This window comes from Salipaludibacillus keqinensis (assembly GCF_003226325.1).
Taxonomy (GTDB): Bacteria; Bacillota; Bacilli; order Bacillales; family Salisediminibacteriaceae; genus Salipaludibacillus; species Salipaludibacillus keqinensis.
Genome location: NZ_PDOD01000005.1, coordinates 1 through 22591, shown reverse-complemented (window position 1 = coordinate 22591; position 22591 = coordinate 1). Strand labels below are relative to the sequence as shown.

Genomic DNA, 22591 nt, shown 5'->3' with positions numbered 1-22591 from the left:
TGCTTTGTAAAACATACTCCGTTTCTCATTATGAAAAATGAGTGAAATCTTGAAACTAAAAAAGGTTTCTTAGAAACTATATAGAATGAAGTAGAATAGAAAGCCAAAATACATAAATCTGAGAAGTTCTTTTTTTCAAATGAAAATAAAGAAAAAAAGGGCTGTAAGTCTTCTATATGTTTCATACATAAAAGACGTTCATAGTTTGTCCAATTCACCCTTTTTCTATACACTTCCTTTTATTCAACTCTTATTCAAGTCTCTGAAACCACACCTAGTTCAAGCATTAATCACGAATAGAGCATAAGAGCCCTATTATCATTTTCCATGTTCATACGCATTAAATAACACTAACACAACTAAAAGGACTAGTCAATCTTTTTTCCACGGAAGATGAAATATCCTTTTTGTTTGTTTTCCACAGTGACTTCAAAACCTAACTCAACAAGTTTCCGCTGCGTGGATGCAGCACCTTGTTTCTTTTGAATCACAATCCATATTTCCCCGTGCTGCTTCAATACACGTTTCGCTTGTTCGTAAATGGAGAAAACGACATCTTTACCTGCCCTAATAGGTGGATTTGTGACCACTGCCGCAAAATCAATCGTATCAAAACCATCTAATATATTGTTTTGCGCCACCGTTACATTTCCCACACCGTTTAATCGTACATTTTCTCTTGATAATTCTACTGACCGCTCATTAATATCAACCATGTACACATGTCTATCAGGGTTGGTCTTGGCAAGGGAAATACCTATGGGCCCCCAACCGCAACCTACATCAGCGATCGATCCAGTTATTTCTGGCTCTTGGTATGTTTCTATCAACAAACGTGTACCGAAATCCATGCCACCTTTCGAAAATACCCCATGATCTACATGGAAATCAAACGAATGACCATGAATTTCTTCGTTAATTTGCTTTTTCCCGCTTTTAATTTTCGGCTTTTCTGAAAAATAATGATCAGACACAGGTGTCAACTTCCTTTCTACACATGGTAGCAACATTCAAACAATGCAGTGGTGTAATCATTTTAGTTATAAAGAAAACTCGCTTTGGCATCCAAAGCGAGTTTTCATATTGTTTTAGAATTACTTAACTTTTACAGAAGCTCCTGCTTCTTCAAGCTTACCTTGAATTTCTTCAGCTTCAGCTTTGTCTACGCCCTCTTTAACAGCAGCTGGAGCGCCGTCAACTAGTGCTTTTGCATCTTTAAGGCCAAGACCTGTGATTTCACGAACTACTTTGATTACACCGATCTTAGAAGATCCAGCTGATTCAAGTACTACATCGAATTCAGTTTGCTCTTCAGCAGCTTCTTCTCCGCCACCGCCTGCAACTGCAACTGGTGCTGCAGCAGTAACGCCGAATTCTTCCTCAATTGCTTTTACTAAATCATTTAATTCTAATACTGACATTTCTTTAATCGCGTCGACCATTTCTTGCTTTGTCATGATTAAATTCCTCCTATAAATTTTATTATGCCGTCAGGCACTGATTTGGAAAGGTGTAATTACGCACCTTGTTCTTCTTTTTGTTCTGCAACGGCTTTTGTAGCCAATGCGAAGTTGCGGATTGGAGCTTGCATAACGTTGCAAAGCATAGACAACAAACCATCGCGTGATGGAAGAGTTGCAAGAGCCTTGACTTCGTCTAAGGAAACAACCTTACCTTCGATAATCCCTGCTTTAAGTTCTAAAGCTTCATGTTTCTTAGCGAAGTTGTTAAGAATCTTAGCAGGAGCAATCACGTCATCGTTACAGAAAGCAATTGCAGTTGGACCAACGAGTTGCTCATCAATTCCTTGCAATTCCGTCGCTTCTGTAGCACGACGAACCATGGAGTTTTTGTAAACTTTAAAGTCTATATTGGCTTCACGAAGCTCCTTACGAAGTTCAGTTACTTCAGAAACATTCAACCCACGGTAATCAACGACGATCGTAGATTGACTTTCTTTAAGCTTCGTAGCAATTTCGTCAACAACTTGACCTTTCTTTTCAATCACTGTGCTCATTCTGACACCTCCCATTAAAGATTATTCATACCGTTTGCAAGCCATATAAAAGCCTCCATGTGTAGACACATGGAGGCAGTATAATCTATTCCCTATGAGAACATAGGTCTTCGACGCTACAAACCTCGGCAGGATATTAAGCTACTTAAGCCCCTGCTGTCTACGGTATGATCAATTAAATTAACAAATGCTAGTATAACTTTCCGTTATAGAAAAGTCAACTATTGCTTAAAGCTAGATACATTTATTTTCAAGCCAGGTCCCATTGTTGCTGCAACAGAAACGTTACGAAGGTAAGTTCCTTTTGAAGCAGCCGGCTTCACTTTGACTAATGTGTCCATCATTGTTTTGAAATTCTCAATAAGTTTCTCATTGTCAAAAGATGCTTTACCGATTGGAACATGGATGTTTCCTGATTTATCAACGCGGTATTCAACTTTACCAGCTTTGATTTCATTGACAGCTTTTTCGACATCAAACGTAACAGTCCCAGTTTTCGGGTTAGGCATTAACCCTTTAGGTCCCAATACTCGTCCAAGCTTACCAACTTGAGCCATCATGTCTGGAGTAGCTACGACTACATCAAAATCTAACCAACCTTGGTTAACTTTGTTGATCATGTCTTCTTCTCCAACGAAATCTGCTCCTGCAGCTTCCGCTTCTTTCGCTTTATCTCCCTTAGCAAAAACAAGGACACTTTGTGTTTTCCCTGTTCCGTTTGGAAGAACGACTGCTCCACGAATTTGTTGATCAGCTTTCTTTGGATCAACACCTAAACGTGCTGCTAATTCGACAGTCTCGTCAAATTTTGCTGTTGCTGTCTTTTTCACAAGTTCAATCGCTTCTTGTGCATCGTACAACTTTTCACGATCGACTTGCTTTAATGCATCTTGATATTTTTTACCTTTTTTAGCCAATGTTGTTTCCTCCTTATTGTGGTTTTAGCGGTTAGACCTCCCACTAATAAAGGTTGCGAACCTGAATAATGTCAGGTAGGACCTTGATCCTTTGCTCGCAACCTCTATCTTCCTGCATGGGTACAATTAGTCTTCAATAACGATTCCCATGCTACGGGCAGTACCTTCTACCATACGCATCGCTGCTTCTACATCAGCTGCGTTTAGGTCAGGCATTTTTGTTTCCGCGATTTCTTTTACTTTATCACGCTTTAGTGTAGCAACCTTGTTGCGGTTAGGCTCACCTGAAGCTGTTTCCAATCCTGCTGCCTTCTTCAATAGAACGGCTGCTGGTGGAGTTTTAGTGATAAATGTAAATGAACGATCTTCAAATACCGTGATTTCTACAGGGATGATCAAGCCCGCTTGTTCTTGCGTACGAGCGTTAAACTCCTTACAGAATCCCATAATATTAACACCTGCTTGACCTAATGCTGGCCCAACTGGTGGCGCTGGATTAGCTTTCCCAGCAGGAATTTGCAATTTTACTACTTTAATGACCTTTTTAGCCACGCGACACACCTCCTTAAGTCCGTGATGTGGTAACCGAGCAATTGCTCTCCCACTCATAAATCCTGCTTTTTTGCAGGAAAAAACGTGAACAGAATGTCCACGTTAATTAACAACATTCAAATTTTATCACTTTCGTGACAAGATAGCAAGAAGTTTTCTAAATTGAATTAGATTTTCTCTACTTGGTTGAATTCTAATTCGACTGGAGTTTCTCGGCCGAACATATTGACGTGTACTTTTAGTTTTTGTTTTTCTGCGGAAATATTCTCGATCGTACCAATGAAGTTGGCGAATGGTCCTTCTTTTACTTTAACAGATTCTTTTAATTCGAAATCTATTTCAGCTTTAGGAGCTTCCACTCCCATTTGACGTAAAATTCTCTCAACCTCTTCTGGAAGAAGGGGAGTCGGTTTGGCTCCTCCACCAGACGAGCCGATAAATCCTGTAACTCCTGGTGTATTTCGTACCACATACCAAGAATCATCCGTCATGACCATTTCCACTAGAACGTAGCCAGGGAACACTTTTTTCGTAACTTGTTTCGTCTTACCATCTTTAATTTCTGTTTCTTCTTCTACAGGAACGAGGACTCGAAAGATCTTATCTGTCATTCCCATTGATTCTACTCGTTTTTCCAAGTTCGTCTTCACTTTATTCTCATAACCTGAATAAGTGTGAACTACATACCAATTATTCTCCATGATTGTTCAGGACTGTGACGTCCTTCCCTCCTCTAGCGGATACATATTTTCAATTTCTTTTTTTATCCAGTGATCAAGCGAATAAGGGAAGAAATCCCAAAATCTGCTATTGCGAAGAAGATCGCAATGAAAATCACTGTAAATGATACAACGATTGTGTATTTTGTTAGTTCTTTACGATTCGGCCAGGTTACCCGCTTCATTTCTGTTGAAACTTCTTTTAAAAATTTAACTGGTTTTTTAACTGTATCTGCCAACTCACACACCCCCAACCCGTTCACTACTTTGTTTCTAAATGCGTTGTATGTTTTCCACACGTACGACAATATTTATTTATTTGAAGCCGCTCTGTCCGATCTTGAGCAGTTTTCGTCGTCGAATAATTTCTTGAATGACACTGATGGCAGGCAAGAATCACTTTTTGTGACATAGCCACCTCTCCTCTTTATACCTTACGCTCTATACATACTAGTAAAATTTATCATAGGCTAGGCTTTCATGTCAATGCTCCTTCTAACTTAAGCATAGACACATTAGTCACATTTCATAATTAGTCTATTGAGAAATAATAAGAGAATAGAGATATAGAATGAAATGAATGAGCGATAGATTGTTTTTGGCCAGGGCGTTTTGATTATTACAATCTCATAATACGAGGACCTTGTCTATATTGACGATGGTCAAGCCTTTCTTCTTAGGCATCACTGTTCTCTAATTCATTTCCGGAGAGACACTAAATTCAAAAAAAAAAAGGAGCTGAGCCCCTATGTTTCTAGTATTTATGGAATCTTGACGCCCCTTAATTCTACATAGCGCTCTAACTTGCGCTTAACTCTCTGCAAGGCGTTATCAATTGATTTCACGTGACGATTCAAATCTTCTGAGATTTCTTGATAGCTTCTGCCGTCTAAATAGTGCATGAGTACTTTCCGTTCTAAGTCGCTTAAGATCTCGCCCATTTTCAACTCAATATCATCGAACTCTTCTTGATTAATAAGAAGTTCCTCTGGGTCACTGACTTTAGATCCGCAAATCACATCCAGAAGGGTTCGGTCAGAATCCTCATCATAAATCGGCTTGTCCAGCGACACATAAGAATTGAGCGGTATATGCTTTTGTCTAGTGGCAGTCTTTATTGCAGTAATAATTTGTCTTGTAATGCATAACTCGGCAAAGGCTTTAAATGAGGACTGCTTGTCCCCTTGGAAGTCGCGAATGGCTTTGTATAAACCAATCATCCCTTCTTGTAAGATATCTTCATGATCAGCCCCTATTAAAAAATAGGATCTTGATTTCGCTCGAACAAAGTTCTTATACTTAGTAATTAAAAATTCCAACGCAGCACTATCGCCTTCCCGCACGTACTCTACGAGACTTTCATCTTGAAGCTGACGAAACTTTCCATGAAGTCCATTCTCGATGAGGTTTAAAGCCACCGCAATCCCTCCGACCCTATCTTTTTCTATTTATGAAAAAGCTAGTCACTCTCATACATTAAATGAAAGCGCAATTTTAAAGAATTGTCTAATAATAACAATAGTATACATGAGTAAAAACAAAAGCGTCAAGCTGTCATTTTTTGCCTCTGCGCCATTTTTCAAATATTTCAGCCATTTCCTCTGTGATCGGTAGTTTCGTTTTAGCTTTTGCTTTCTTCGTTTGAAGAACTTCTTTAGCAATCCCCCGTTCGATTTGGTTCATTTCTGTACGGAGTTCACGGGCGGACTTTCGGTAAGCGCCGCTGGCAAAAATAACTCGTTGTTCAACAAAATCAGAAGTGGCCACATAAATTTGTGTGTCAATTCTTTTCCATTCAATAACAAGCCTTTCGATTCGTTCGTCCGCCGTTTCTTTTTCTCTTGTATAAATAATATTTAATGCGTAATTTTGATATTTTTTCCCTAGTCCAGGCACCATGTGTGCATCAAATATAACCGTTACTTCAGTTCCTGTGTAGGCTTGGTATTCCGCCATTTTTTTAATAAGCAGATCTCTGGCGGATTCTAAATCCGTTAACTGTAGCTCCCGTAATTCCGGCCAGTCTCCTATGATGTTGTAGCCATCTACTAACAACACCCTCCTCATACTAGTTCGTCTCCGGAGACGGTCGTCGTCTAAGAACTTCGTACATAAGTAAGCTTGCAGCTACAGAGGCATTAAGAGAGGTAACTTTCCCCATCAATGGAATTTGCACGAGAAAATCACACTTTTCTTTGACTAGGCGGCTCATCCCTTTTCCTTCACTTCCAATAACAAGGCATACCGGCATGTCCACGTCTACTTCACGGTAATCTGCTTGCCCACGAGCATCCGTTCCTATAAACCACAGACCATCCTTCTTTAATTCCTCCATGGTTTTGGATAAATTTGTTACTTTCGCTACAGGTACATGCTCAATTGCTCCAGCAGATGCTTTAGCCACTGTGGATGTTAGTCCAACTGATCTCCGTTGAGGAATAATTACACCGTGAACCCCAGAGGCGTCAGCTGTTCGTAAAATGGACCCTAAATTATGCGGGTCTTCTAGCTCATCAAGCATTAAGAAAAACGGTGATTCGCCTTTTTTCGCGGCGTTGTCAAAAAGTGTAGAAATATCTTTGTATTCATATGCAGCGATTTGCGCAACTACTCCTTGATGATTAGAACTTTGAACCATTTGTTCCAACTTCTTTTTGGGAACGGTCTGCACCAAGATTTTTTTTTGCTTGCTTAGGTCAATAATTTGGTTCATTTGCCCTTTTTGGGACCCTTCCGCCACCCAAATTTTGTTAATCGGGTGATTCCCTTTAAGTGCTTCAATTATCGGGTTTTTCCCTATAAGAAAATCTTCTTTTTCAGCCATGGTTATCCTCCTTCCCCTCTATAATTTCAAAGCTACTTGTCACAAGCTCGTCCATTCTAGCTTCATCTCCGGTTAAATATAAATAGCCAACCAATGCTTCATATGCTGTACTGTACCGATACGTAGCAAGATCAGTATTCTTAGGAACAGTGCCGGACTTAGCATTCCTTCCACGCCTAACAACAGCCTCTTCTTCATCTGTCAGCAGTCCTCTATCCAACAATGTCTGCAATACTCGAGCTTGCGCTTTTGCAGAGACGTATTTCGTCGCTTCTTTGTGCAATTTATTCGGACGAACCTGGCCTTGGGAAATTAGGCGGTACCGGACATACATATCCAGTACCCCATCTCCCATGTAAGCTAAAGCGAGCGCATTTAACTGCTCCGGTTCACGGACTTCTTTATCTAGTTTCATATGTTACCCTCTTTTCCAACGGGTGCCTTGAGGCGTGTCTTCTAAAATAATATTTTGCTCTTTTAGCTGCTCGCGAATTTCATCAGCTCTAGCAAAGTCTCTGTTCTTTCGGGCTTGGATCCTTTCTTCAATTAATTTATCCACCTCGTCGTCAACTAATGTATCTTGACCAAAATGAACTCCTAACACATAGCCCATATCGTCCAACTGATCCAAGAACGCTTGTAAAACATCTTGGCGTGTCTGCTTTTCCTTCAAATAAATATTGGCTATTTTCACAAGATCAAATATTACAGCCACGGCGTTAGCGCTGTTAAAGTCGTCATCCATCGCTTCAATAAACAACTGACGGTGAGAGGCAATCTCCTTTTTCCATTTGTCAGTCTCTTCCCCTAAATTAGCCGTTTCTGACAGACGATGAGATAGATTTAAGTAAGTCGTTTTAATTCGGTCTAAACTGTTCTCTGCACTGCTTAATTGATCATCACTGAAATTGATTGGACTGCGATAATGAGCATTCACGATAAAAAAGCGTACAACTTCCGGGTCAAATTGTTTAATGATGTCATGAACGAGAATGAAATTCCCGAGAGATTTCGACATTTTCTCATTGTCGATATTTATATATCCATTGTGAATCCAATAGTTGGCCATTTGCTTTTCATTCAAGGCCTCTGACTGGGCAATTTCGTTCTCATGATGAGGAAAGGATAAATCTTGTCCCCCGGCGTGAATATCAATGGTGTCACCAAGGTATTTCTTCACCATCGCAGAACATTCAATATGCCACCCCGGTCTCCCTTGCCCCCATTTACTTTTCCAAGATATCTCACCTGGTTTCGCTGCCTTCCATAAAACAAAGTCTAATGGGTCTTCTTTCTTTTCTCCAACTTGAATACGAGATCCAGATTGAAGATCGTCTACGGACTGATGTGAAAGTTTTCCATACCCATCAAATTTTCTTGTACGAAAATAGACATCTCCCTCTGATGCATAGGCATAACCTTTATCAACTAGTCGCTCAATAAACTCAATGATTTCAGGCATTGTATTGGTGACACGCGGGTGTTCGTCTGCTTTTTTCACACCTAGAGCACCAGTATCGTCATAATAGGCTTGAATAAACCTTTCAGCAATAGTTTGAACATCTTCACCCATTTCTTCAGCAGCTTTAATTATTTTATCGTCCACATCCGTGAAATTCGAGACGTATTGTACTTGGTATCCTCGATATTCGAAATAACGTCGAACCATGTCAAAAACCACTGCAGGGCGAGCATTTCCTATATGAATATAATTGTAAACAGTAGGACCGCACACGTACATTTTTATTTTTCCTTCTTCCATAGATCGGAAGGGTTCTTTTTGTCTTGTCAGTGTATTATATAGCTGAATGGCCATAAGGTTGTTTCCTCCTCAGTTTGGTGTTCCCTCTTTCTTCTCTTGCTCCCGCTTTAATTGTTTCAACTCTTTTTTGACTCGTATCAATTCTTGTTCTAAAGAGCGGAATTTGTCGGAAACAGGGTCTGGCAAGTTGCTGTGATCGAGATCATTTCCGATCTTGACTCCATCCTGAACCACGACTCTTCCTGGTATTCCTACGACCGTTGAATTAGGTGGGACCTCTTTTAGAACGACAGATCCCGCTCCAATTCTGGCGTGCTTGCCAATGACCATTGAACCGAGAACTTTGGCTCCTGTAGCCACAAGGACGTGATCCTCCAACGTCGGATGGCGCTTTCCTTTTTCTTTTCCTGTTCCACCTAGCGTGACCCCTTGAAAGATCGTTACGTTATCGCCGATCTCACAGGTTTCGCCGATCACTACACCCATTCCATGGTCGATAAATAACCTTTGACCGATTTTTGCTCCGGGGTGTATCTCAATCCCTGTGAAAAAACGGCTAACTTGAGACAAAAATCGAGCGACAAAAAACAACTTTTTATTCCACAACCAGTGGTTTAAGCGGTGTGACCAAATGGCGTGGACACCTGAATAATTAATCATAACTTCCAGACGATTTCGCGCTGCCGGATCTTGATCCAATACAACGTCTACATCATTCTTCAACGTTTTAAACAAAAGAAAGTCCCTCCTCTCTCCTTCTACTATTAGCTTTAAACATATTCATCAATGGTCATTCTAAAAAGATATAAATGGTGATCTCACCCGCTTAATACGGTTGAAACTTGATAAAGAGGTAAACGATCATAAAGAATAAAAAAACGCCTCTGTGCCCCGAAAGACACAGAGACGCTTGTTGGCGCGGTTCCACTCTGTTTGAGTACACTTGCATAGTTGAACATTGTACTCCACTTTGAAAGGTAACGGTCTTTCATCCGCCATTCCTACTAAGGACTTCAACTTCTCCTGTTCGCGAGATGGACTCAGAGGTGCATTTCAAAAGGGATCTTCTTAAGTCACTTTCAGCCACAGGTGACTCTCTCTTTAAAGAAAGTTTCGCCTTCTTACTTCTCCTCATTAGCGTTCAATATATCAAGATGAGAATTTATAATAAATTCTCCAGTCGTTTAATTACCACCGGTCGACCTAATAGCGCAATGGTTTGCGGTAAGTCTGGGCCGTGCATTTGGCCTGAAACTGCTACACGAATGGGCATGAACAACTTCTTTCCTTTGTGCCCTGTTTCTTTTTGAACAGCCTTGATGGATTTCTTCACGGCATCAGCTGTAAATTCCTCCAACTCAGATAGCTTATCTTTAAAGGCACGAAGGACTTCAGGAACTTGCTCTTCTGAAAGAATTTCTTTAGCTTCTTCATTATAATCGATTTCTTCTCTAAAGAACAACTCTGTTAACTCAACAATTTCAGCTCCGTAACTCATCTTTTCCTGATGAAGAACGATCAGATCGTAAGCCCATTGCTTTTGCTTTTCTGACATAAACTCCGGTAAACGACCTGCCTTCACTAAGTGAGGAAGAGCCAACCAAACGACTCGGTCCTCATCTGTTTCTTTCATATATTGATTATTCATCCACGCAAGTTTTTGTGTATCGAATACGGCAGGCGCTTTTATGACGCGTTTTAAACTAAATTGATTTATTAACTGATCTTTCGTTAATATCTCTTCTTCACCACCTGGAGACCAGCCAAGAAGGGCAATGAAGTTCACAATTGCTTCTGGTAAATAGCCTAAATCACGGTATTGTTCCACAAATTGAATAATTGATTCGTCTCGTTTACTCATTTTCTGCCGATCTTCGTTCAAAATCAGCGATGCATGGGCAAATATTGGCGGCGTCCACCCCAATGCTTCGAATAATAAAACTTGTCTTGGAGCGTTAGATAAATGCTCTTCACCACGAATAACATGAGATATTTCCATCAAGTGGTCATCAATCACCACGGCGAAGTTATATGTCGGAATACCATCTTGTCGAACAATAACAAAATCGCCAATACCTTCCGCTTCGAAAGTAACCTTTCCACGCACCTCATCATTAACCACAATTTCCTGGCTCGAAGGAACAAGGAAACGAACCACTGGCTTTCGGCCTTCTGCTTCATAAGCACGCTTCTGATCCTCTGTTAAGTTACGGTCACGACCACTGTACTTAGGTGTTTCTCCGCGAGATCTTTGCTCTTCCCGCTCTTGCTCAAGTTCTTCTTCGGTCATATAACAGTGATACGCCTTTCCTTCTTCTAAAAGCTGGTTCACGTATTTGTTATAAATATCTAATCGCTCCATGCTTTGATAAGGCGCATGGGGGCCCCCTAAATCAACACTTTCATCCCAGTCGATGCCTAGCCATTTCATACTCTCCATCAACTTCTCTGTAGCAGTATCCACATTTCTTGCCTGATCTGTATCTTCAATCCTAACGATGAATTTCCCATTTTGATTGCGTGCATACAAATAATTAAATAATGCCGAACGAGCTCCACCTATATGTAAATGACCCGTTGGACTAGGAGCAAACCTTACACGAACTTGTTGACTCATTATATGACACCTTCCATTCATTAGTTCATTTCCTTTTATTCTATCATTATCTCAGATGATAATAAACGTACAACCTTATAGTCCGTGAATGCACGACGGCCTTTTACGGCAGCACTACTTAGATTCAAGTAATATAACCGCTTGAGAGGCAATCCCCTCTTCTCTTCCTGTAAAACCTAACTTCTCCGTCGTAGTCGCTTTCACGTTAACTTGAGAAACATCCGCTTCCAGCAGGTCAGCAATTCGTTGCTGCATTGCCTGGATATGTGGAGCCATTTTTGGTTTTTGTGCCATAATCGTGCAATCCACATTCCCTAACCGATAACCTCGTTCTTGAACAAGACCCCAGACGTGAGAAAGTAATTGAGCGGAGTCTGCATCTTTAAATTCCTGATCTGTATCAGGGAAATGCTTTCCGATATCCCCTTCACCAATAGCTCCTAAACAAGCATCAGCGATCGTATGTAACAAAACATCTGCATCTGAATGTCCTAATAATCCTTTAGAATGAGGAATGTTAATTCCCCCGATAATCAAAGGCCTTCCTTCAACCAGTTGATGAACATCAAACCCTTGGCCAATTCGCATTAGTCCACTTCCCCTTTTCTCTTTTTAATAATTGCCTCTGCAAACAGTAAATCTTCTGGGGTCGTTATTTTGATATTTTCGTAATCTCCTTGCACAATCGCTACAGGTCGATTTAATTTTTCCATCAAACTAGCATCATCGGTTCCTAAGAATCCTTGTTTTTCAGCCATTTGATGAGCATAGGAGATTTCTTCAAGGTGAAAAGCTTGCGGTGTTTGAATCGACCACAAACTTGAACGATCGACCGTGGCTACAATTTCCTGTCCTTGAACTTGTTTGATTGTGTCTTTAACAGGTACACCCGCAACCGCTGCACCATTAGCATCTGTAGTTTGTACTAACTCCCGGATTATTTCTCTCCGAATGAAAGGACGAGCGCCATCATGAATCAGTACAACCGGATTCCCATGAATGGCCTTAAGACCTTCGTTAACACTTTGTTGGCGTTCTTTCCCGCCTTTAACAATGTTTTTCACTTTCGTTATTCGGTATTCTTTAACCAATGTTTCTATCTCTTCTATTTCCATTTCATTAACAGCTAGTACAATCCCTGAACATAGAAGATCCTCCTCAAACACACGAAGCGTGTGAATCAGGAGGGGAACTTGATCAATCAATAAAAATTGTTTATTCTTTCCTGCATTCATTCGTTTGCCTTGACCCGCTGCAGGAATCACTACATGATATTTTAGCATACAACCGTCCTCTATTCCGGTTCTAAAGTGCCTTTTCAAGTAATTTCGGCTTAGCAAATATCATTCTGCCTGCCGATGTTTGTAATACACTTGTGACAACAACCTCAATATTTTTACCTATATAGTTTCTTCCTTCTTCAACAACAATCATCGTTCCATCATCTAGATAAGCAATGCCTTGGTTTTGCTCTTTGCCGTCTTTAATGACTTGAACGCCCATTTCCTCTCCGGGAAGGACTACAGGCTTGACCGCATTTGCTAGATCATTAATATTCAAAACGTCTACACCTTGTAGATCACATACTTTATTTAAATTAAAGTCATTCGTAACAACATATCCGCTCATCACTTTAGCTAATTTAACAAGTTTACTGTCGACCTCTTGTATCTCATCAAAGTCGCCTTCGTAAATCACTACTTCAACGGCTAATTCCTTTTGAATTTTGTTTAAGATATCTAAGCCTCGTCGACCTCGATTTCTTTTTAGTACGTCTGAGGAGTCGGCAATATGTTGGAGTTCTTCAAGAACAAATTCAGGAATGATTAACGTTCCTTCAAGAAAGCCTGTTTGACAAATGTCTGCAATTCGACCATCGATGATCACACTCGTATCGAGAATCTTCAATTTGCCTTTCTCGTATTCTGGTTCAGCATCTTCATTTTTCTTTGAATCTTTTGATGAAGTTCTAGAACCTGGGAACAATCCCATTAACTCGTCTCTTTTTTGGAAACCTACCTGAAATCCTAAATACCCAAATAACAAAGTGAGAACTAGAGGAAGCACAGAACTAACAATGGGAATTTCCACACTATTCAATGCAACAGTAATTAAAAATGCCAGCATGAGACCAATAACTAAACCCATTGTTCCAAACAATAGGTCTGTAACTGGGAACTTAATCAGTGTATCTTCGATTAAACGAACGAAATTCACAATATTGTCCACAAACCAATAAAGAGATAAGAATAAAATAAGTGCGCCTAAAACTGCACCAGTATATGGGTTTATGAGCCATTCCGGTGTAGAATTAATGTTTAGTACTTGAACAATATCCGGGATGAATATATAGCCTATCGTTCCACCAGTAAATAAAATGACCAACTGTACGATTTTTCGAAGCATTCACTTCACCTCCTTTTATTTATTATAGACAAGTGTGCAAATTCCAAACGTGAAACGCTAAAAATCACAAAAAGTTACATAATCAATAATAATCAAACTTTACCATTGAGATGATTGGTTGTCAAATAAAGTAAACTAACCATTATATCTCTCTTAGTAACTATCGTCAAGAGCCGATTTTTTTAGACAATTTTATCGCTAAATATGCCGATCGATAAATAGCTGCTCTTGGATTCTAGTTAATCCATCTTTGATTTTCTTCGCTCTTGCTTCTCCTATTCCGTCCACTTCATCCAATTCTTCTATCGATGCACGCATAATAAACGGTAGCTCTTTGAACTGAGTCATTAAATTCCGTACAACAATTGGCGGAATTCGAGGGATTTTATTTAATATACGATACCCCCTCGGACTAATAGGCTGTTCAGCTAGATTTGTAATTTTTCCATGTCCCAAAAGCTTCACGATGACTTGATCGTCTAATAGTTCATCATTTGAGAGACGCTTCAGTTTCTTTAGCACTTCTTCAGGATTTTGTTTATCATCTTTCATATAATCTTTAATTAATAACAGGGCTTCATGCTCTGTATTTAATACGAGCTCCTCTAATTGCATGGAAATGAGTCGCCCTTCATTCCCTAACTCATTGACATAATTTAAAATTTCGCTTTTGATTCGCAAAACCATTTCAACGCGGTGCATCACTTGAGAGACTTCTTGAAAGGTAACCAATTCTTCAAATTCAAGAGCCCCTAAATTTGTCACACTTTGATCTAGCACAGACTTATATTTCTCCAAGGTCTGAATAGCTTGGTTTGCCTTGGTTAAAATCACACCAATGTCCTTCAGTGCATATCGATATTCCCCTTGATACAATGTTATGACGTTTCGTCTTTGAGAAATGGAAATGACTAGGTTTTTCGTCTGTCTTGCTACACGTTGAGCTGTTCGGTGACGGATCCCTGTTTCAGTTGATTCAATCGCATTATCAGGAACGAGTTGTGTATTAGCATATAAAATTCTTCCGCCGTCTTCACTTAAAATAATCGCCCCATCCATTTTCGCCAATTCATATAAGTAAGCAGGGGAAAAGTCACTATTAATAAAGAACCCTCCATCAACCAAGGTCATCATCTCATTATTATAGCCAAGGACAATGAGTCCCCCTGTTTTAGCTCTGAGAACATTGTCGATCCCTTCTCTTAAGGCTGTTCCTGGAGCAACAAGCTTAAGTACTGTACTAATAAAACTCGCATCATAATTCGAACGTTGGTGATCCACTAGACACTCCTCCTAAGGTGATTTCTATTGCTTCGCTTACACTATTCACGCCTACGACATCGATACCATCTGGCACGGTCCAACCACCGAGGCATTTCTTTGGAATGATCACTCGTTCAAAACCAAGCTTGACCGCCTCGACCACTCGCTGCTCTATTCTAGACACTCTCCGTACTTCTCCAGTTAAGCCGACTTCACCAATAATGACATCACCTGGTGCCGTTGGAGAATCGCGAAAACTTGATGCGATGGAAACGGCAATAGCCAAGTCGATAGAAGGTTCATCAAGGCGGACTCCACCTGCTACTTTCACGTATGCATCGTGATTTTGCAACATCATTCCTACTCTTTTTTCCAAGACGGCCATGAGTAACGAGATTCGATTATGGTCGATCCCTGTAGCCATCCTCCTAGGATTCCCGAAGCTTGTTGGGGATATGAGGGATTGTATCTCTACGAGAACTGTTCTTGTTCCTTCCATGGAAGCTACGACAGCGGACCCCGCCGCTCCCGATGAACGCTCTTCTAGAAAGATTTCTGAGGGATTTAATACTTCTTCTAACCCTAATTCCTTCATTTCAAAAATACCGATTTCATTTGTGGAACCGAATCGATTTTTTACAGCTCGTAAAATACGATATGTATGGTGTCGTTCTCCTTCAAAGTAGAGGACTGAGTCTACCATGTGTTCTAAAATCCTGGGTCCTGCTATCGATCCTTGTTTGGTCACATGGCCAACTAAAAAGATCGCTATTCCTCTTGTCTTAGCTATTCGCATAAATTGAGATGTACATTCTCTTACTTGTGTAACACTGCCGGGAGCACTAGTGACTCCGTCAAGAAAGACCGTTTGAATTGAATCAATCACTACCAAGGTAGGATTTAGTTCTTCAATCACTTTCTCAATCAAGTCCACATCCGTTTCAGCTAATACAAATAACTCATCGCTCCCTATACCCAGCCTGTCCGCTCGTAATTTCGTTTGTTTGACAGATTCTTCCCCTGAGATATAAAGGACTCGTTGCTTATGGTCAGACAAAGTGGCTGACACTTGTAAAAGTAGCGTTGACTTCCCAATACCCGGGTCTCCCCCAACTAAAACAAGGGAGCCTGGTACCACTCCTCCTCCAAGGACGCGATTTAACTCATTAATGTGAGTACTGATTCGCGGCTCTTCAGATTTTTCTATTTTTGTGATTGGTTGTGGCTTTGCAACTTTAGTGTTTCCAGAAGTAACAAAGCTTCTTTTTCTCCCCGATGTCTCTGCTTCCATTTCTTCAACGAGGGTATTCCAACTCTGACAACCGGGACACTTCCCCATCCATTTTGTTGATTCATAACCACATTCTTGACAAATAAATTTTGTTTTTCTTTTCGCCATATAACCGTCCCCTGTACATCAATCTTTTTGCTTATTATTTTAGCACGTAGAAGCAGGAATAGAAAAAATCATCAAATATTTCTAGAGATCTTTCATTCTATACGGAAAGGGAGAAGCCTTTTTCTTACTCGGACTTCTCCCCTACCTCATATTAAATAGATCTTGTCGTTGTAATAATTAGCTTCCTTGACTTGATGAAACGACGTATTCCCCGTCTTTCACGTCCAATTTAACAAATTGACCTTTTGTAATTGTTCCTCTCAAAAGTTCTTCAGATAAGCGGTCTTCCACTTGTTTTTGAAGAGCTCTTCGAAGAGGACGCGCACCGTACTCAGGGTCAAATCCTTCATCAGCAATCTTCATCTTTGCATCTTCAGTTAATTCGAAATCAATGTCTTGATCAGCTAGTCGCTTTTTCAACTCGTTAGCCATCAAGGAGACAATTTGTTGAATATGTGATTTCTCAAGAGAGTGGAAAACGATAATCTCATCAATACGGTTAAGGAATTCTGGACGAAATGCTTTTTTCAATTCACCCATGACTTTTCCTTTCATATCCTTGTAATCTTCTCCATCCCGTTGAGCCGTAAAGCCAAGACTCTTCTCTTGTCTTAGAGTGCTTGCTCCAACGTTGGAGGTCATAATGATCGCTGTATTCCTGAAATCAACTCTGCGACCTTTTGAATCGGTTAAGAACCCGTCTTCTAATACTTGAAGTAAAATATTAAACACTTCAGGGTGAGCTTTTTCCACTTCGTCTAATAAAATGACTGAATATGGTTTACGACGAACTTTCTCTGTTAATTGGCCCCCTTCTTCATGACCGACATACCCTGGAGGAGAGCCGACGAGTCGGCTAGTCGTATGTTTCTCCATAAACTCTGACATATCAATACGGATAATCGCATCTTCGTCACCAAATAATGATTCGGCTACAGCGCGAGCCAGTTCCGTCTTACCAACCCCGGTAGGACCAAGGAAGATGAATGAGCCTATAGGTCGTTTCGGATCTTTCAGTCCTGCTCTTGCCCGGCGGATCGCTTTCGATACAGCTTTAACCGCTTCATCTTGTCCAATGACTCGATTATGAAGAATCTCTTCCATGCGCAGTAAACGATCTGTTTCTTCTTCAGCCAGTTTACTTACTGGAATTCCTGTCCACGTGGACACGATGGACGCAATATCTTCTGTTGTTACTTCAGAATCTTCTTGGCCTTGCTTCTCTTTCCATTCATTTTTCATCGTTTCAAGCTCTTCGCGAAGCTTTTGTTCTTTGTCTCTTAGGGATGCCGCCTTTTCAAATTCCTGACTTTGAACAGCCGCGTCTTTTTCTTTGCGAAGATCCTCTAGGTTTTGTTCTTTTTCCTTTAAATTCGGTGGTGCAGTATAAGACCGTAATCTAACTTTCGATGCCGCTTCGTCAATCAAATCAATTGCTTTATCGGGTAAAAATCGATCTGAAATGTATCGATCAGAGAGTTGTACCGCTGACTCAACCGCTTCATCGGTGATGTTAACACGGTGGTGAGCTTCATACCGGTCTCTTAACCCTTTTAAAATCTGCACAGATTCATCCGCTGTCGGCTCATCAACTTGAATAGGTTGAAAGCGTCTTTCCAAAGCTGAATCTTTCTCAATATACTTTCTGTACTCATCTAGAGTAGTGGCACCAATACATTGCAGTTCACCACGGGCAAGGGATGGCTTTAAAATATTGGAAGCATCAATCGCCCCTTCTGCCCCACCAGCTCCAATTAACGTATGCAGCTCATCAATGAACAAGATGACGTTTCCGGCTTGCCGGATTTCTTCCATGACTTTCTTTAGGCGATCTTCAAACTCTCCACGGTATTTTGTGCCTGCGACAACCGTTCCCATATCTAACGTCATGACGCGCTTGTTACGAAGAGTCTCTGGCACTTCATTATTAATAATTTGTTGAGCCAACCCTTCTGCAATCGCTGTTTTACCAACCCCAGGCTCCCCAATAAGGACGGGATTGTTTTTCGTCCTACGACTCAAAATCTGAATGACACGTTCGATTTCTTTTGCACGACCAATCACAGGGTCAATTTGATCTTCTTTAGCAATGGCGGTTAAATCACGCGCTAAACTATCAAGTGTAGGCGTGCTGGCATTAGAGCTCCCCGTTCCAACAGATTGTTGTTGACTATTTGCCGACTCGTTAGAACCTAACAACTGCAATACTTGTTGCCTAGCTTTATTTAGACTGACACCAAGATTGTTTAGTACTCGAGCAGCAACCCCTTCTCCTTCACGGATCAAGCCGAGTAAAATATGCTCTGTTCCTACATAAGAGTGACCTAGTTTCCTTGCTTCGTCCATAGATAACTCAATAACTTTCTTAGCTCTTGGAGTATAATGAATTTGTTTTGAACTCTCTTCTCCACGGCCAATAAGATTTTCTACTTCTGACTGAATTTTTTCAGCCCCTAATCCCAACGCCGTTAATGCTTTTGCTGCAATTCCTTCTCCTTCACTCACTAACCCTAATAAAATATGCTCTGTTCCTATATTGCTATGACCTAATCTTCCTGCTTCTTCTTGTGCTAATGCTAATACTTTTTGTGCTCTTTCAGTAAATCGTCCAAACATCATATTTCTCCACCTCCGTCGTGTAGTTCACCGCTAAGTTCTAATTTTACTCTTTCTCTTATTAATGTCGCTCTTCGTTGATCTCGTTCTTCTGAAGATAATTCTTTCCCTGCGTATTGTTGCAAAAAGCCTGGTTGAGTCAGGATCATTAATTCATTAAGAATGTTTCCTTCTAAGCCATCTATTAATTTTAAATCAATCCCCATTCTCACATCTGATAATCGCTGCATCGCTTCTTTTGACTCGATTCTACGACTATATGCAAGAATTCCATAAGAACGGTATATACGGTCTTCCAATTGATTTCTTGATTGTTGCAGTAATGTTTCTCTTGCTGAACGTTCATGTTGTATCAATTGTGAGACCACACTGCGTAAGTCATCGACAATATCTTTTTCAGATTTGCCTAAAGTAATTTGGTTTGAAATTTGAAATAAATTACCTAAAGCATCACTGCCTTCTCCATATATTCCCCTCACAACTAAGCCAAGTTGATTAATCGCTGGCAAAATACGGTTTAGCTTTTTAGTTATAACCAGTGCAGGCAAGTGCATCATGACAGATGACCTGAGTCCCGTCCCCACATTAGTGGGACAACTAGTTAAATACCCTCTTTTCTCATCGAAAGCGAAATCCAGTTTCTCTTCCATCCAATCATCCATATCATTGGCATACTTTAATCCCTCATCCAGCTGGAAACCAGACAGTAGGCATTGAATTCTAAAATGGTCTTCTTCATTCACCATAATACTAACGGATTCGTCCTCACTTAACAGAACGGCGCCTGCTTTAGATTCGGTTGAGAGGTTAGGACTTATCAAATGCTTTTCTACAAACACTCTTTTCTCATTATTTGTTAACTCATTCATATTCACTAATTCTAACTGGCCGAATTTCCGGTGAGAGCGCCCTGAGAATTTTTCTTTTACTTGCATGATAATTTTTTCAAGTTGCTCTGTTTTTGCAATCAACGGATACGGTACATTTTGTAGATTTCGGGCTAACCTTACCCTACTGCTAATGACAATATCCCCATCAGGCCCTTTGCTTTTCATCCATGGACTAATGGCTTCACTCATAAAAGATTCTAACGACATAATTACGCTCCCCCTTTTTTCTTAAGACTGTTTTCCAAGGAGCGAATATAATCTCGTGTTTGGGCAGCTTCTTCAAATTCTTCTTCTGATATTTGTTTTTTCAATGTTTCTTTTAAGTTTTCGATTTCCCGATGAACGTGCAAATCTTTTCCTTTACGTTTAGGAATCTTCCCAGAATGCACAACGTTTCCACCATGAATCCTTTTAAAGATCGGATCTAATTTCTCTTCAAAGTTTTTGTAACAATCTGCGCAACCAAATTTTCCTGATTTTGCGAACTGCTGGTATGACATGCCACAATGAGAGCAATTTAATTCAGGTCGAGGTTTGCTATGTTTTTTATTGGCCGCCGATGAAAAAGGCTGGTCCGTATCCATAAGCCCTGATAATAACTGGTGGATCGAAAAACTGTTGGATCCTGGCATGTAATCGCCTTTGTCTTTTGCACACGTTTCACAAATATGAAATTCTGTTTTTTCACCATTTATTATTTTTGTGAAATGCAGACTCGCTGGCCGCTGCTGGCATTCTTGACAGAGCATCAGATCCCCCTCCTTACATTATGATTCTTTCCACTCCTTGTATTTTAATGTAGTCAGCATCGCTTTAAGGAGTTTCCCTCTCAACTCATCTCTGAATGGTAATTTTATATGAATGACCTCTCGATCCATGACGCTTAGCATTAAATTCGCTTCCCGCTTAGATATCGCTTCTTCCTCTAACAGACGTTCAATCATATTTGTGGCTACTGTTTGCGATATTCCATCTCCTACTAATTCGATCAACTGGTCAAACAAAGCAAGCTGATTATCAGCTTTAACTCTAATGATTCGAATGTACCCTCCGCCTCCACGTTTACTTTCAACCATATACCCTTTTTCAACGGTAAACCGTGTACTAATCACATAGTTAATTTGTGAAGGGACACAATCAAATTGTTCAGCTAACTCACTTCTTTTTACTTCTATTAGTTCCTGTTCATTTCCTTCAATAACCTTTTTTAAATAATGTTCAATAATATCTGATATATTTCTCAACGCATCCTCCTCCTTTACGATACAAAGTAGATGCAACTTTAAAAATCAAGGTTCATAAAACAAATTTCTTTTAATTTGACTTTGACTATATTTGACTTTGACTCTATTATAACTTTTTTTCTGAATGGTGCAACTGTTTTGCTTTCCTATTTTCGTCATATATGAGTCGTTTCATTCGACTCTTTTTCAATCGCTACTTTTTTCACAAATGAAATCTTATGTAAGGCATCCACTGCAATCCTTAATGAGGTCTCTTCTATATATTCCACTACTAAGCGATATTCAATCATAGGATTCTCATTGTATATATTTTGTTTTTCCGACTTCATGCTATGAATTTTTATTGCATGGGTTTCAAATATTTTTATAAGTTCATTTAACTGACTTCCTTGCTCATCTACAAAAATAGATAACTCATTTTTCCTCTCTCTTGTGCCAAATCGAAAAGTGACTTTTCCTAATAGGAATAAACTTAAAACAACGATCACCGTAGCAATAATGGCAGCGCTATACATCCCTGCACCAACGGTTAATCCAATTCCAGCTACGACCCATATTGAAGCAGCAGTCGTAAGTCCTCTCACAGTATACCCTTGAACCAAAATTGTGCCTGCGCCAAGAAAACCAATTCCAGAAACTACGTAAGCAGCGAGACGTGAAGGATCAAATGTAACGACTTCTTTGTTTTCTGCGATGTAATCTTGAAAACCGTAAAACGCAAGTAACATAATTAAACTCGAGCCAACACTCACTAATAAATGAGTTCGAAATCCAGCTGGGTGGTGGTGAAGTTCTCGCTCTAGTCCGATAAATCCACCTAATATAGCTGCAAGAACTAATCTAACAACCATTATGACGATATCGTTTTCCACCATTAATGCAAAATCCACAATCCATCAACTCCAATAAGTTCTTATAAGCATTTTTCACTTTATATATCATTCCATAATGGTGTACTGATACCCTTTCAACAATGAAAATATGTTTGAAATTTTTCGTGTGTTAATCACAATAAAGTATTTTTAATCATTTCTGTACCTGTGCCTTAGTATATTAAGATAATATACCATTTAATTCATACATTTACTGATGATCAGACTCAGTCTTCTAATTACGTCTTGTTATTTACTGTCTAGTTATTTTTACTGTCCAGTCAAACTTTATTGGCGGTCATCTATCGGTTCTTTAAATTATAAACACAAAAAAAGAGATACTCTCGAATGAGAATACCTCTTTTGATTGCCCAGCGACGTCCTACTTTCACAGGGGGAGATCCCCCAACTATCATCGGCGCTGGAGAGCTTAACTTCCGTGTTCGGCATGGGAACGGGTGTGACCTCTCCGCGATCGTCACTGGACATATGA

The 22591-nt window shown here is 40.1% G+C and carries 25 protein-coding genes, 1 rRNA gene and 2 other annotated features; all 26 genes read right to left on the bottom strand.

Annotated elements, in window-relative coordinates:
• Positions 1–368: 368 nt before the first annotated feature.
• Positions 369–974 carry a class I SAM-dependent methyltransferase gene (locus CR194_RS16735; RefSeq protein WP_110611187.1) on the bottom strand — a complete coding sequence of 202 codons (606 nt, stop codon included), beginning with the start codon at positions 972–974 and terminating at the stop codon, positions 369–371.
• Positions 975–1094: 120 nt separating this feature from the next.
• Positions 1095–1457 (bottom strand): 50S ribosomal protein L7/L12, encoded by a 363-nt coding sequence (gene rplL / locus CR194_RS16730; protein WP_110611185.1) that lies wholly within the window; start codon positions 1455–1457, stop codon positions 1095–1097.
• A gap of 59 nt (positions 1458–1516) precedes the next feature.
• Positions 1517–2017 carry a 50S ribosomal protein L10 gene (rplJ, locus tag CR194_RS16725; protein ID WP_110611183.1) on the bottom strand — a complete coding sequence of 167 codons (501 nt, stop codon included), beginning with the start codon at positions 2015–2017 and terminating at the stop codon, positions 1517–1519.
• 37 nt (positions 2018–2054) lie between these two features.
• Positions 2055–2201: a sequence feature (ribosomal protein L10 leader region), on the bottom strand.
• Positions 2202–2238: 37 nt separating this feature from the next.
• Complete coding sequence (gene rplA / locus CR194_RS16720; RefSeq protein ID WP_110611181.1) at positions 2239–2934, bottom strand: 50S ribosomal protein L1; 696 nt, start codon at positions 2932–2934, stop codon at positions 2239–2241.
• Positions 2935–3060: 126 nt separating this feature from the next.
• Positions 3061–3486 carry a 50S ribosomal protein L11 gene (rplK, locus tag CR194_RS16715; RefSeq protein ID WP_146035969.1) on the bottom strand — a complete coding sequence of 142 codons (426 nt, stop codon included), beginning with the start codon at positions 3484–3486 and terminating at the stop codon, positions 3061–3063.
• 167 nt (positions 3487–3653) lie between these two features.
• Positions 3654–4187 (bottom strand): transcription termination/antitermination protein NusG, encoded by a 534-nt coding sequence (gene nusG / locus CR194_RS16710; RefSeq protein WP_110611177.1) that lies wholly within the window; start codon positions 4185–4187, stop codon positions 3654–3656.
• A gap of 62 nt (positions 4188–4249) precedes the next feature.
• Positions 4250–4444 (bottom strand): preprotein translocase subunit SecE, encoded by a 195-nt coding sequence (secE, locus tag CR194_RS16705; protein WP_110611175.1) that lies wholly within the window; start codon positions 4442–4444, stop codon positions 4250–4252.
• A 23-nt stretch (positions 4445–4467) separates the two neighbouring features.
• The gene (rpmG, locus tag CR194_RS16700; RefSeq protein WP_110611173.1) at positions 4468–4617 is read right to left on the bottom strand and encodes a 50S ribosomal protein L33; all 150 of its coding nucleotides are present in this window, start codon (positions 4615–4617) and stop codon (positions 4468–4470) included.
• Between the two features lie 349 nt (positions 4618–4966).
• Positions 4967–5623: an RNA polymerase sporulation sigma factor SigH gene (gene sigH / locus CR194_RS16695; RefSeq protein WP_110611171.1), complete on the bottom strand. Its 657-nt coding sequence runs from the start codon at positions 5621–5623 to the stop codon at positions 4967–4969.
• A 136-nt stretch (positions 5624–5759) separates the two neighbouring features.
• Positions 5760–6272, bottom strand: coding sequence for an NYN domain-containing protein (locus tag CR194_RS16690; protein ID WP_110611169.1), 513 nt, complete (start codon positions 6270–6272; stop codon positions 5760–5762).
• A gap of 1 nt (position 6273) precedes the next feature.
• Positions 6274–7029 (bottom strand): 23S rRNA (guanosine(2251)-2'-O)-methyltransferase RlmB, encoded by a 756-nt coding sequence (gene rlmB, locus CR194_RS16685; protein WP_110611167.1) that lies wholly within the window; start codon positions 7027–7029, stop codon positions 6274–6276.
• Positions 7022–7444 carry a Mini-ribonuclease 3 gene (locus CR194_RS16680; RefSeq protein WP_110611165.1) on the bottom strand — a complete coding sequence of 141 codons (423 nt, stop codon included), beginning with the start codon at positions 7442–7444 and terminating at the stop codon, positions 7022–7024. The genes rlmB and CR194_RS16680 overlap by 8 nt, the downstream gene beginning before the upstream one ends.
• 3 nt (positions 7445–7447) lie before the next feature.
• Positions 7448–8845 (bottom strand): cysteine--tRNA ligase, encoded by a 1398-nt coding sequence (cysS, locus tag CR194_RS16675; protein WP_110611163.1) that lies wholly within the window; start codon positions 8843–8845, stop codon positions 7448–7450.
• Between the two features lie 15 nt (positions 8846–8860).
• On the bottom strand, positions 8861–9526 hold the full coding sequence (cysE, locus tag CR194_RS16670; protein ID WP_110611161.1) for a serine O-acetyltransferase: 666 nt from the start codon (positions 9524–9526) through the stop codon (positions 8861–8863).
• 164 nt (positions 9527–9690) lie between these two features.
• Positions 9691–9938: a binding site (T-box leader), on the bottom strand.
• 15 nt (positions 9939–9953) lie between these two features.
• A complete protein-coding gene (gene gltX, locus CR194_RS16665; RefSeq protein WP_110611159.1) occupies positions 9954–11408 on the bottom strand; it encodes a glutamate--tRNA ligase in 1455 nt (484 codons plus the stop codon).
• A 114-nt stretch (positions 11409–11522) separates the two neighbouring features.
• Complete coding sequence (gene ispF, locus CR194_RS16660; protein ID WP_110611157.1) at positions 11523–11996, bottom strand: 2-C-methyl-D-erythritol 2,4-cyclodiphosphate synthase; 474 nt, start codon at positions 11994–11996, stop codon at positions 11523–11525.
• Positions 11996–12691, bottom strand: coding sequence for a 2-C-methyl-D-erythritol 4-phosphate cytidylyltransferase (gene ispD, locus CR194_RS16655; protein ID WP_110611155.1), 696 nt, complete (start codon positions 12689–12691; stop codon positions 11996–11998). Before ispD ends, ispF begins: the two co-directional genes overlap by 1 nt.
• A gap of 22 nt (positions 12692–12713) precedes the next feature.
• On the bottom strand, positions 12714–13814 hold the full coding sequence (locus tag CR194_RS16650) for a PIN/TRAM domain-containing protein (RefSeq protein WP_110611154.1): 1101 nt from the start codon (positions 13812–13814) through the stop codon (positions 12714–12716).
• Positions 13815–14012: 198 nt separating this feature from the next.
• Positions 14013–15095: a DNA integrity scanning diadenylate cyclase DisA gene (gene disA, locus CR194_RS16645; protein ID WP_110611152.1), complete on the bottom strand. Its 1083-nt coding sequence runs from the start codon at positions 15093–15095 to the stop codon at positions 14013–14015.
• Positions 15070–16476: a DNA repair protein RadA gene (gene radA / locus CR194_RS16640; protein ID WP_110611150.1), complete on the bottom strand. Its 1407-nt coding sequence runs from the start codon at positions 16474–16476 to the stop codon at positions 15070–15072. Before radA ends, disA begins: the two co-directional genes overlap by 26 nt.
• Before the next feature lie 177 nt (positions 16477–16653).
• Positions 16654–19095, bottom strand: coding sequence for an ATP-dependent protease ATP-binding subunit ClpC (gene clpC / locus CR194_RS16635; protein ID WP_110611148.1), 2442 nt, complete (start codon positions 19093–19095; stop codon positions 16654–16656).
• Positions 19092–20189, bottom strand: a complete 1098-nt coding sequence (locus CR194_RS16630) for a protein arginine kinase (RefSeq protein WP_110611145.1) — start codon at positions 20187–20189, stop codon at positions 19092–19094. Before CR194_RS16630 ends, clpC begins: the two co-directional genes overlap by 4 nt.
• Before the next feature lie 2 nt (positions 20190–20191).
• Entirely contained in the window at positions 20192–20731 is a 540-nt protein-coding gene (locus tag CR194_RS16625; RefSeq protein WP_110611143.1) for a UvrB/UvrC motif-containing protein, read from the bottom strand.
• Between the two features lie 18 nt (positions 20732–20749).
• A complete protein-coding gene (locus CR194_RS16620) occupies positions 20750–21226 on the bottom strand; it encodes a CtsR family transcriptional regulator (RefSeq protein ID WP_110611141.1) in 477 nt (158 codons plus the stop codon).
• A gap of 155 nt (positions 21227–21381) precedes the next feature.
• The gene (locus CR194_RS16615) at positions 21382–22116 is read right to left on the bottom strand and encodes an MgtC/SapB family protein (RefSeq protein ID WP_233254405.1); all 735 of its coding nucleotides are present in this window, start codon (positions 22114–22116) and stop codon (positions 21382–21384) included.
• Between the two features lie 351 nt (positions 22117–22467).
• Positions 22468–22584 (bottom strand): 5S ribosomal RNA (gene rrf, locus CR194_RS16610).
• Between the last annotated feature and the right edge of the window lie 7 nt (positions 22585–22591).

Excerpts from the sequence above, each read along its gene's own strand:
- rplL (WP_110611185.1), bottom strand. The coding sequence starts at position 1,457 with ATGACAAAGCAAGAAATGGTCGACGCGATTAAAGAAATGTCAGTATTA.
- rplJ (WP_110611183.1), bottom strand. The coding sequence starts at position 2,017 with ATGAGCACAGTGATTGAAAAGAAAGGTCAAGTTGTTGACGAAATTGCT.
- nusG (WP_110611177.1), bottom strand. The coding sequence starts at position 4,187 with ATGGAGAATAATTGGTATGTAGTTCACACTTATTCAGGTTATGAGAAT.
- rpmG (WP_110611173.1), bottom strand. The coding sequence starts at position 4,617 with ATGTCACAAAAAGTGATTCTTGCCTGCCATCAGTGTCATTCAAGAAAT.
- CR194_RS16690 (WP_110611169.1), bottom strand. The coding sequence starts at position 6,272 with ATGAGGAGGGTGTTGTTAGTAGATGGCTACAACATCATAGGAGACTGG.
- rlmB (WP_110611167.1), bottom strand. The coding sequence starts at position 7,029 with ATGGCTGAAAAAGAAGATTTTCTTATAGGGAAAAACCCGATAATTGAA.
- CR194_RS16680 (WP_110611165.1), bottom strand. The coding sequence starts at position 7,444 with ATGAAACTAGATAAAGAAGTCCGTGAACCGGAGCAGTTAAATGCGCTC.
- cysS (WP_110611163.1), bottom strand. The coding sequence starts at position 8,845 with ATGGCCATTCAGCTATATAATACACTGACAAGACAAAAAGAACCCTTC.
- gltX (WP_110611159.1), bottom strand. The coding sequence starts at position 11,408 with ATGAGTCAACAAGTTCGTGTAAGGTTTGCTCCTAGTCCAACGGGTCAT.
- ispF (WP_110611157.1), bottom strand. The coding sequence starts at position 11,996 with ATGCGAATTGGCCAAGGGTTTGATGTTCATCAACTGGTTGAAGGAAGG.
- ispD (WP_110611155.1), bottom strand. The coding sequence starts at position 12,691 with ATGCTAAAATATCATGTAGTGATTCCTGCAGCGGGTCAAGGCAAACGA.
- CR194_RS16650 (WP_110611154.1), bottom strand. The coding sequence starts at position 13,814 with ATGCTTCGAAAAATCGTACAGTTGGTCATTTTATTTACTGGTGGAACG.
- radA (WP_110611150.1), bottom strand. The coding sequence starts at position 16,476 with ATGGCGAAAAGAAAAACAAAATTTATTTGTCAAGAATGTGGTTATGAA.
- clpC (WP_110611148.1), bottom strand. The coding sequence starts at position 19,095 with ATGATGTTTGGACGATTTACTGAAAGAGCACAAAAAGTATTAGCATTA.
- CR194_RS16630 (WP_110611145.1), bottom strand. The coding sequence starts at position 20,189 with ATGTCGTTAGAATCTTTTATGAGTGAAGCCATTAGTCCATGGATGAAA.
- CR194_RS16625 (WP_110611143.1), bottom strand. The coding sequence starts at position 20,731 with ATGCTCTGTCAAGAATGCCAGCAGCGGCCAGCGAGTCTGCATTTCACA.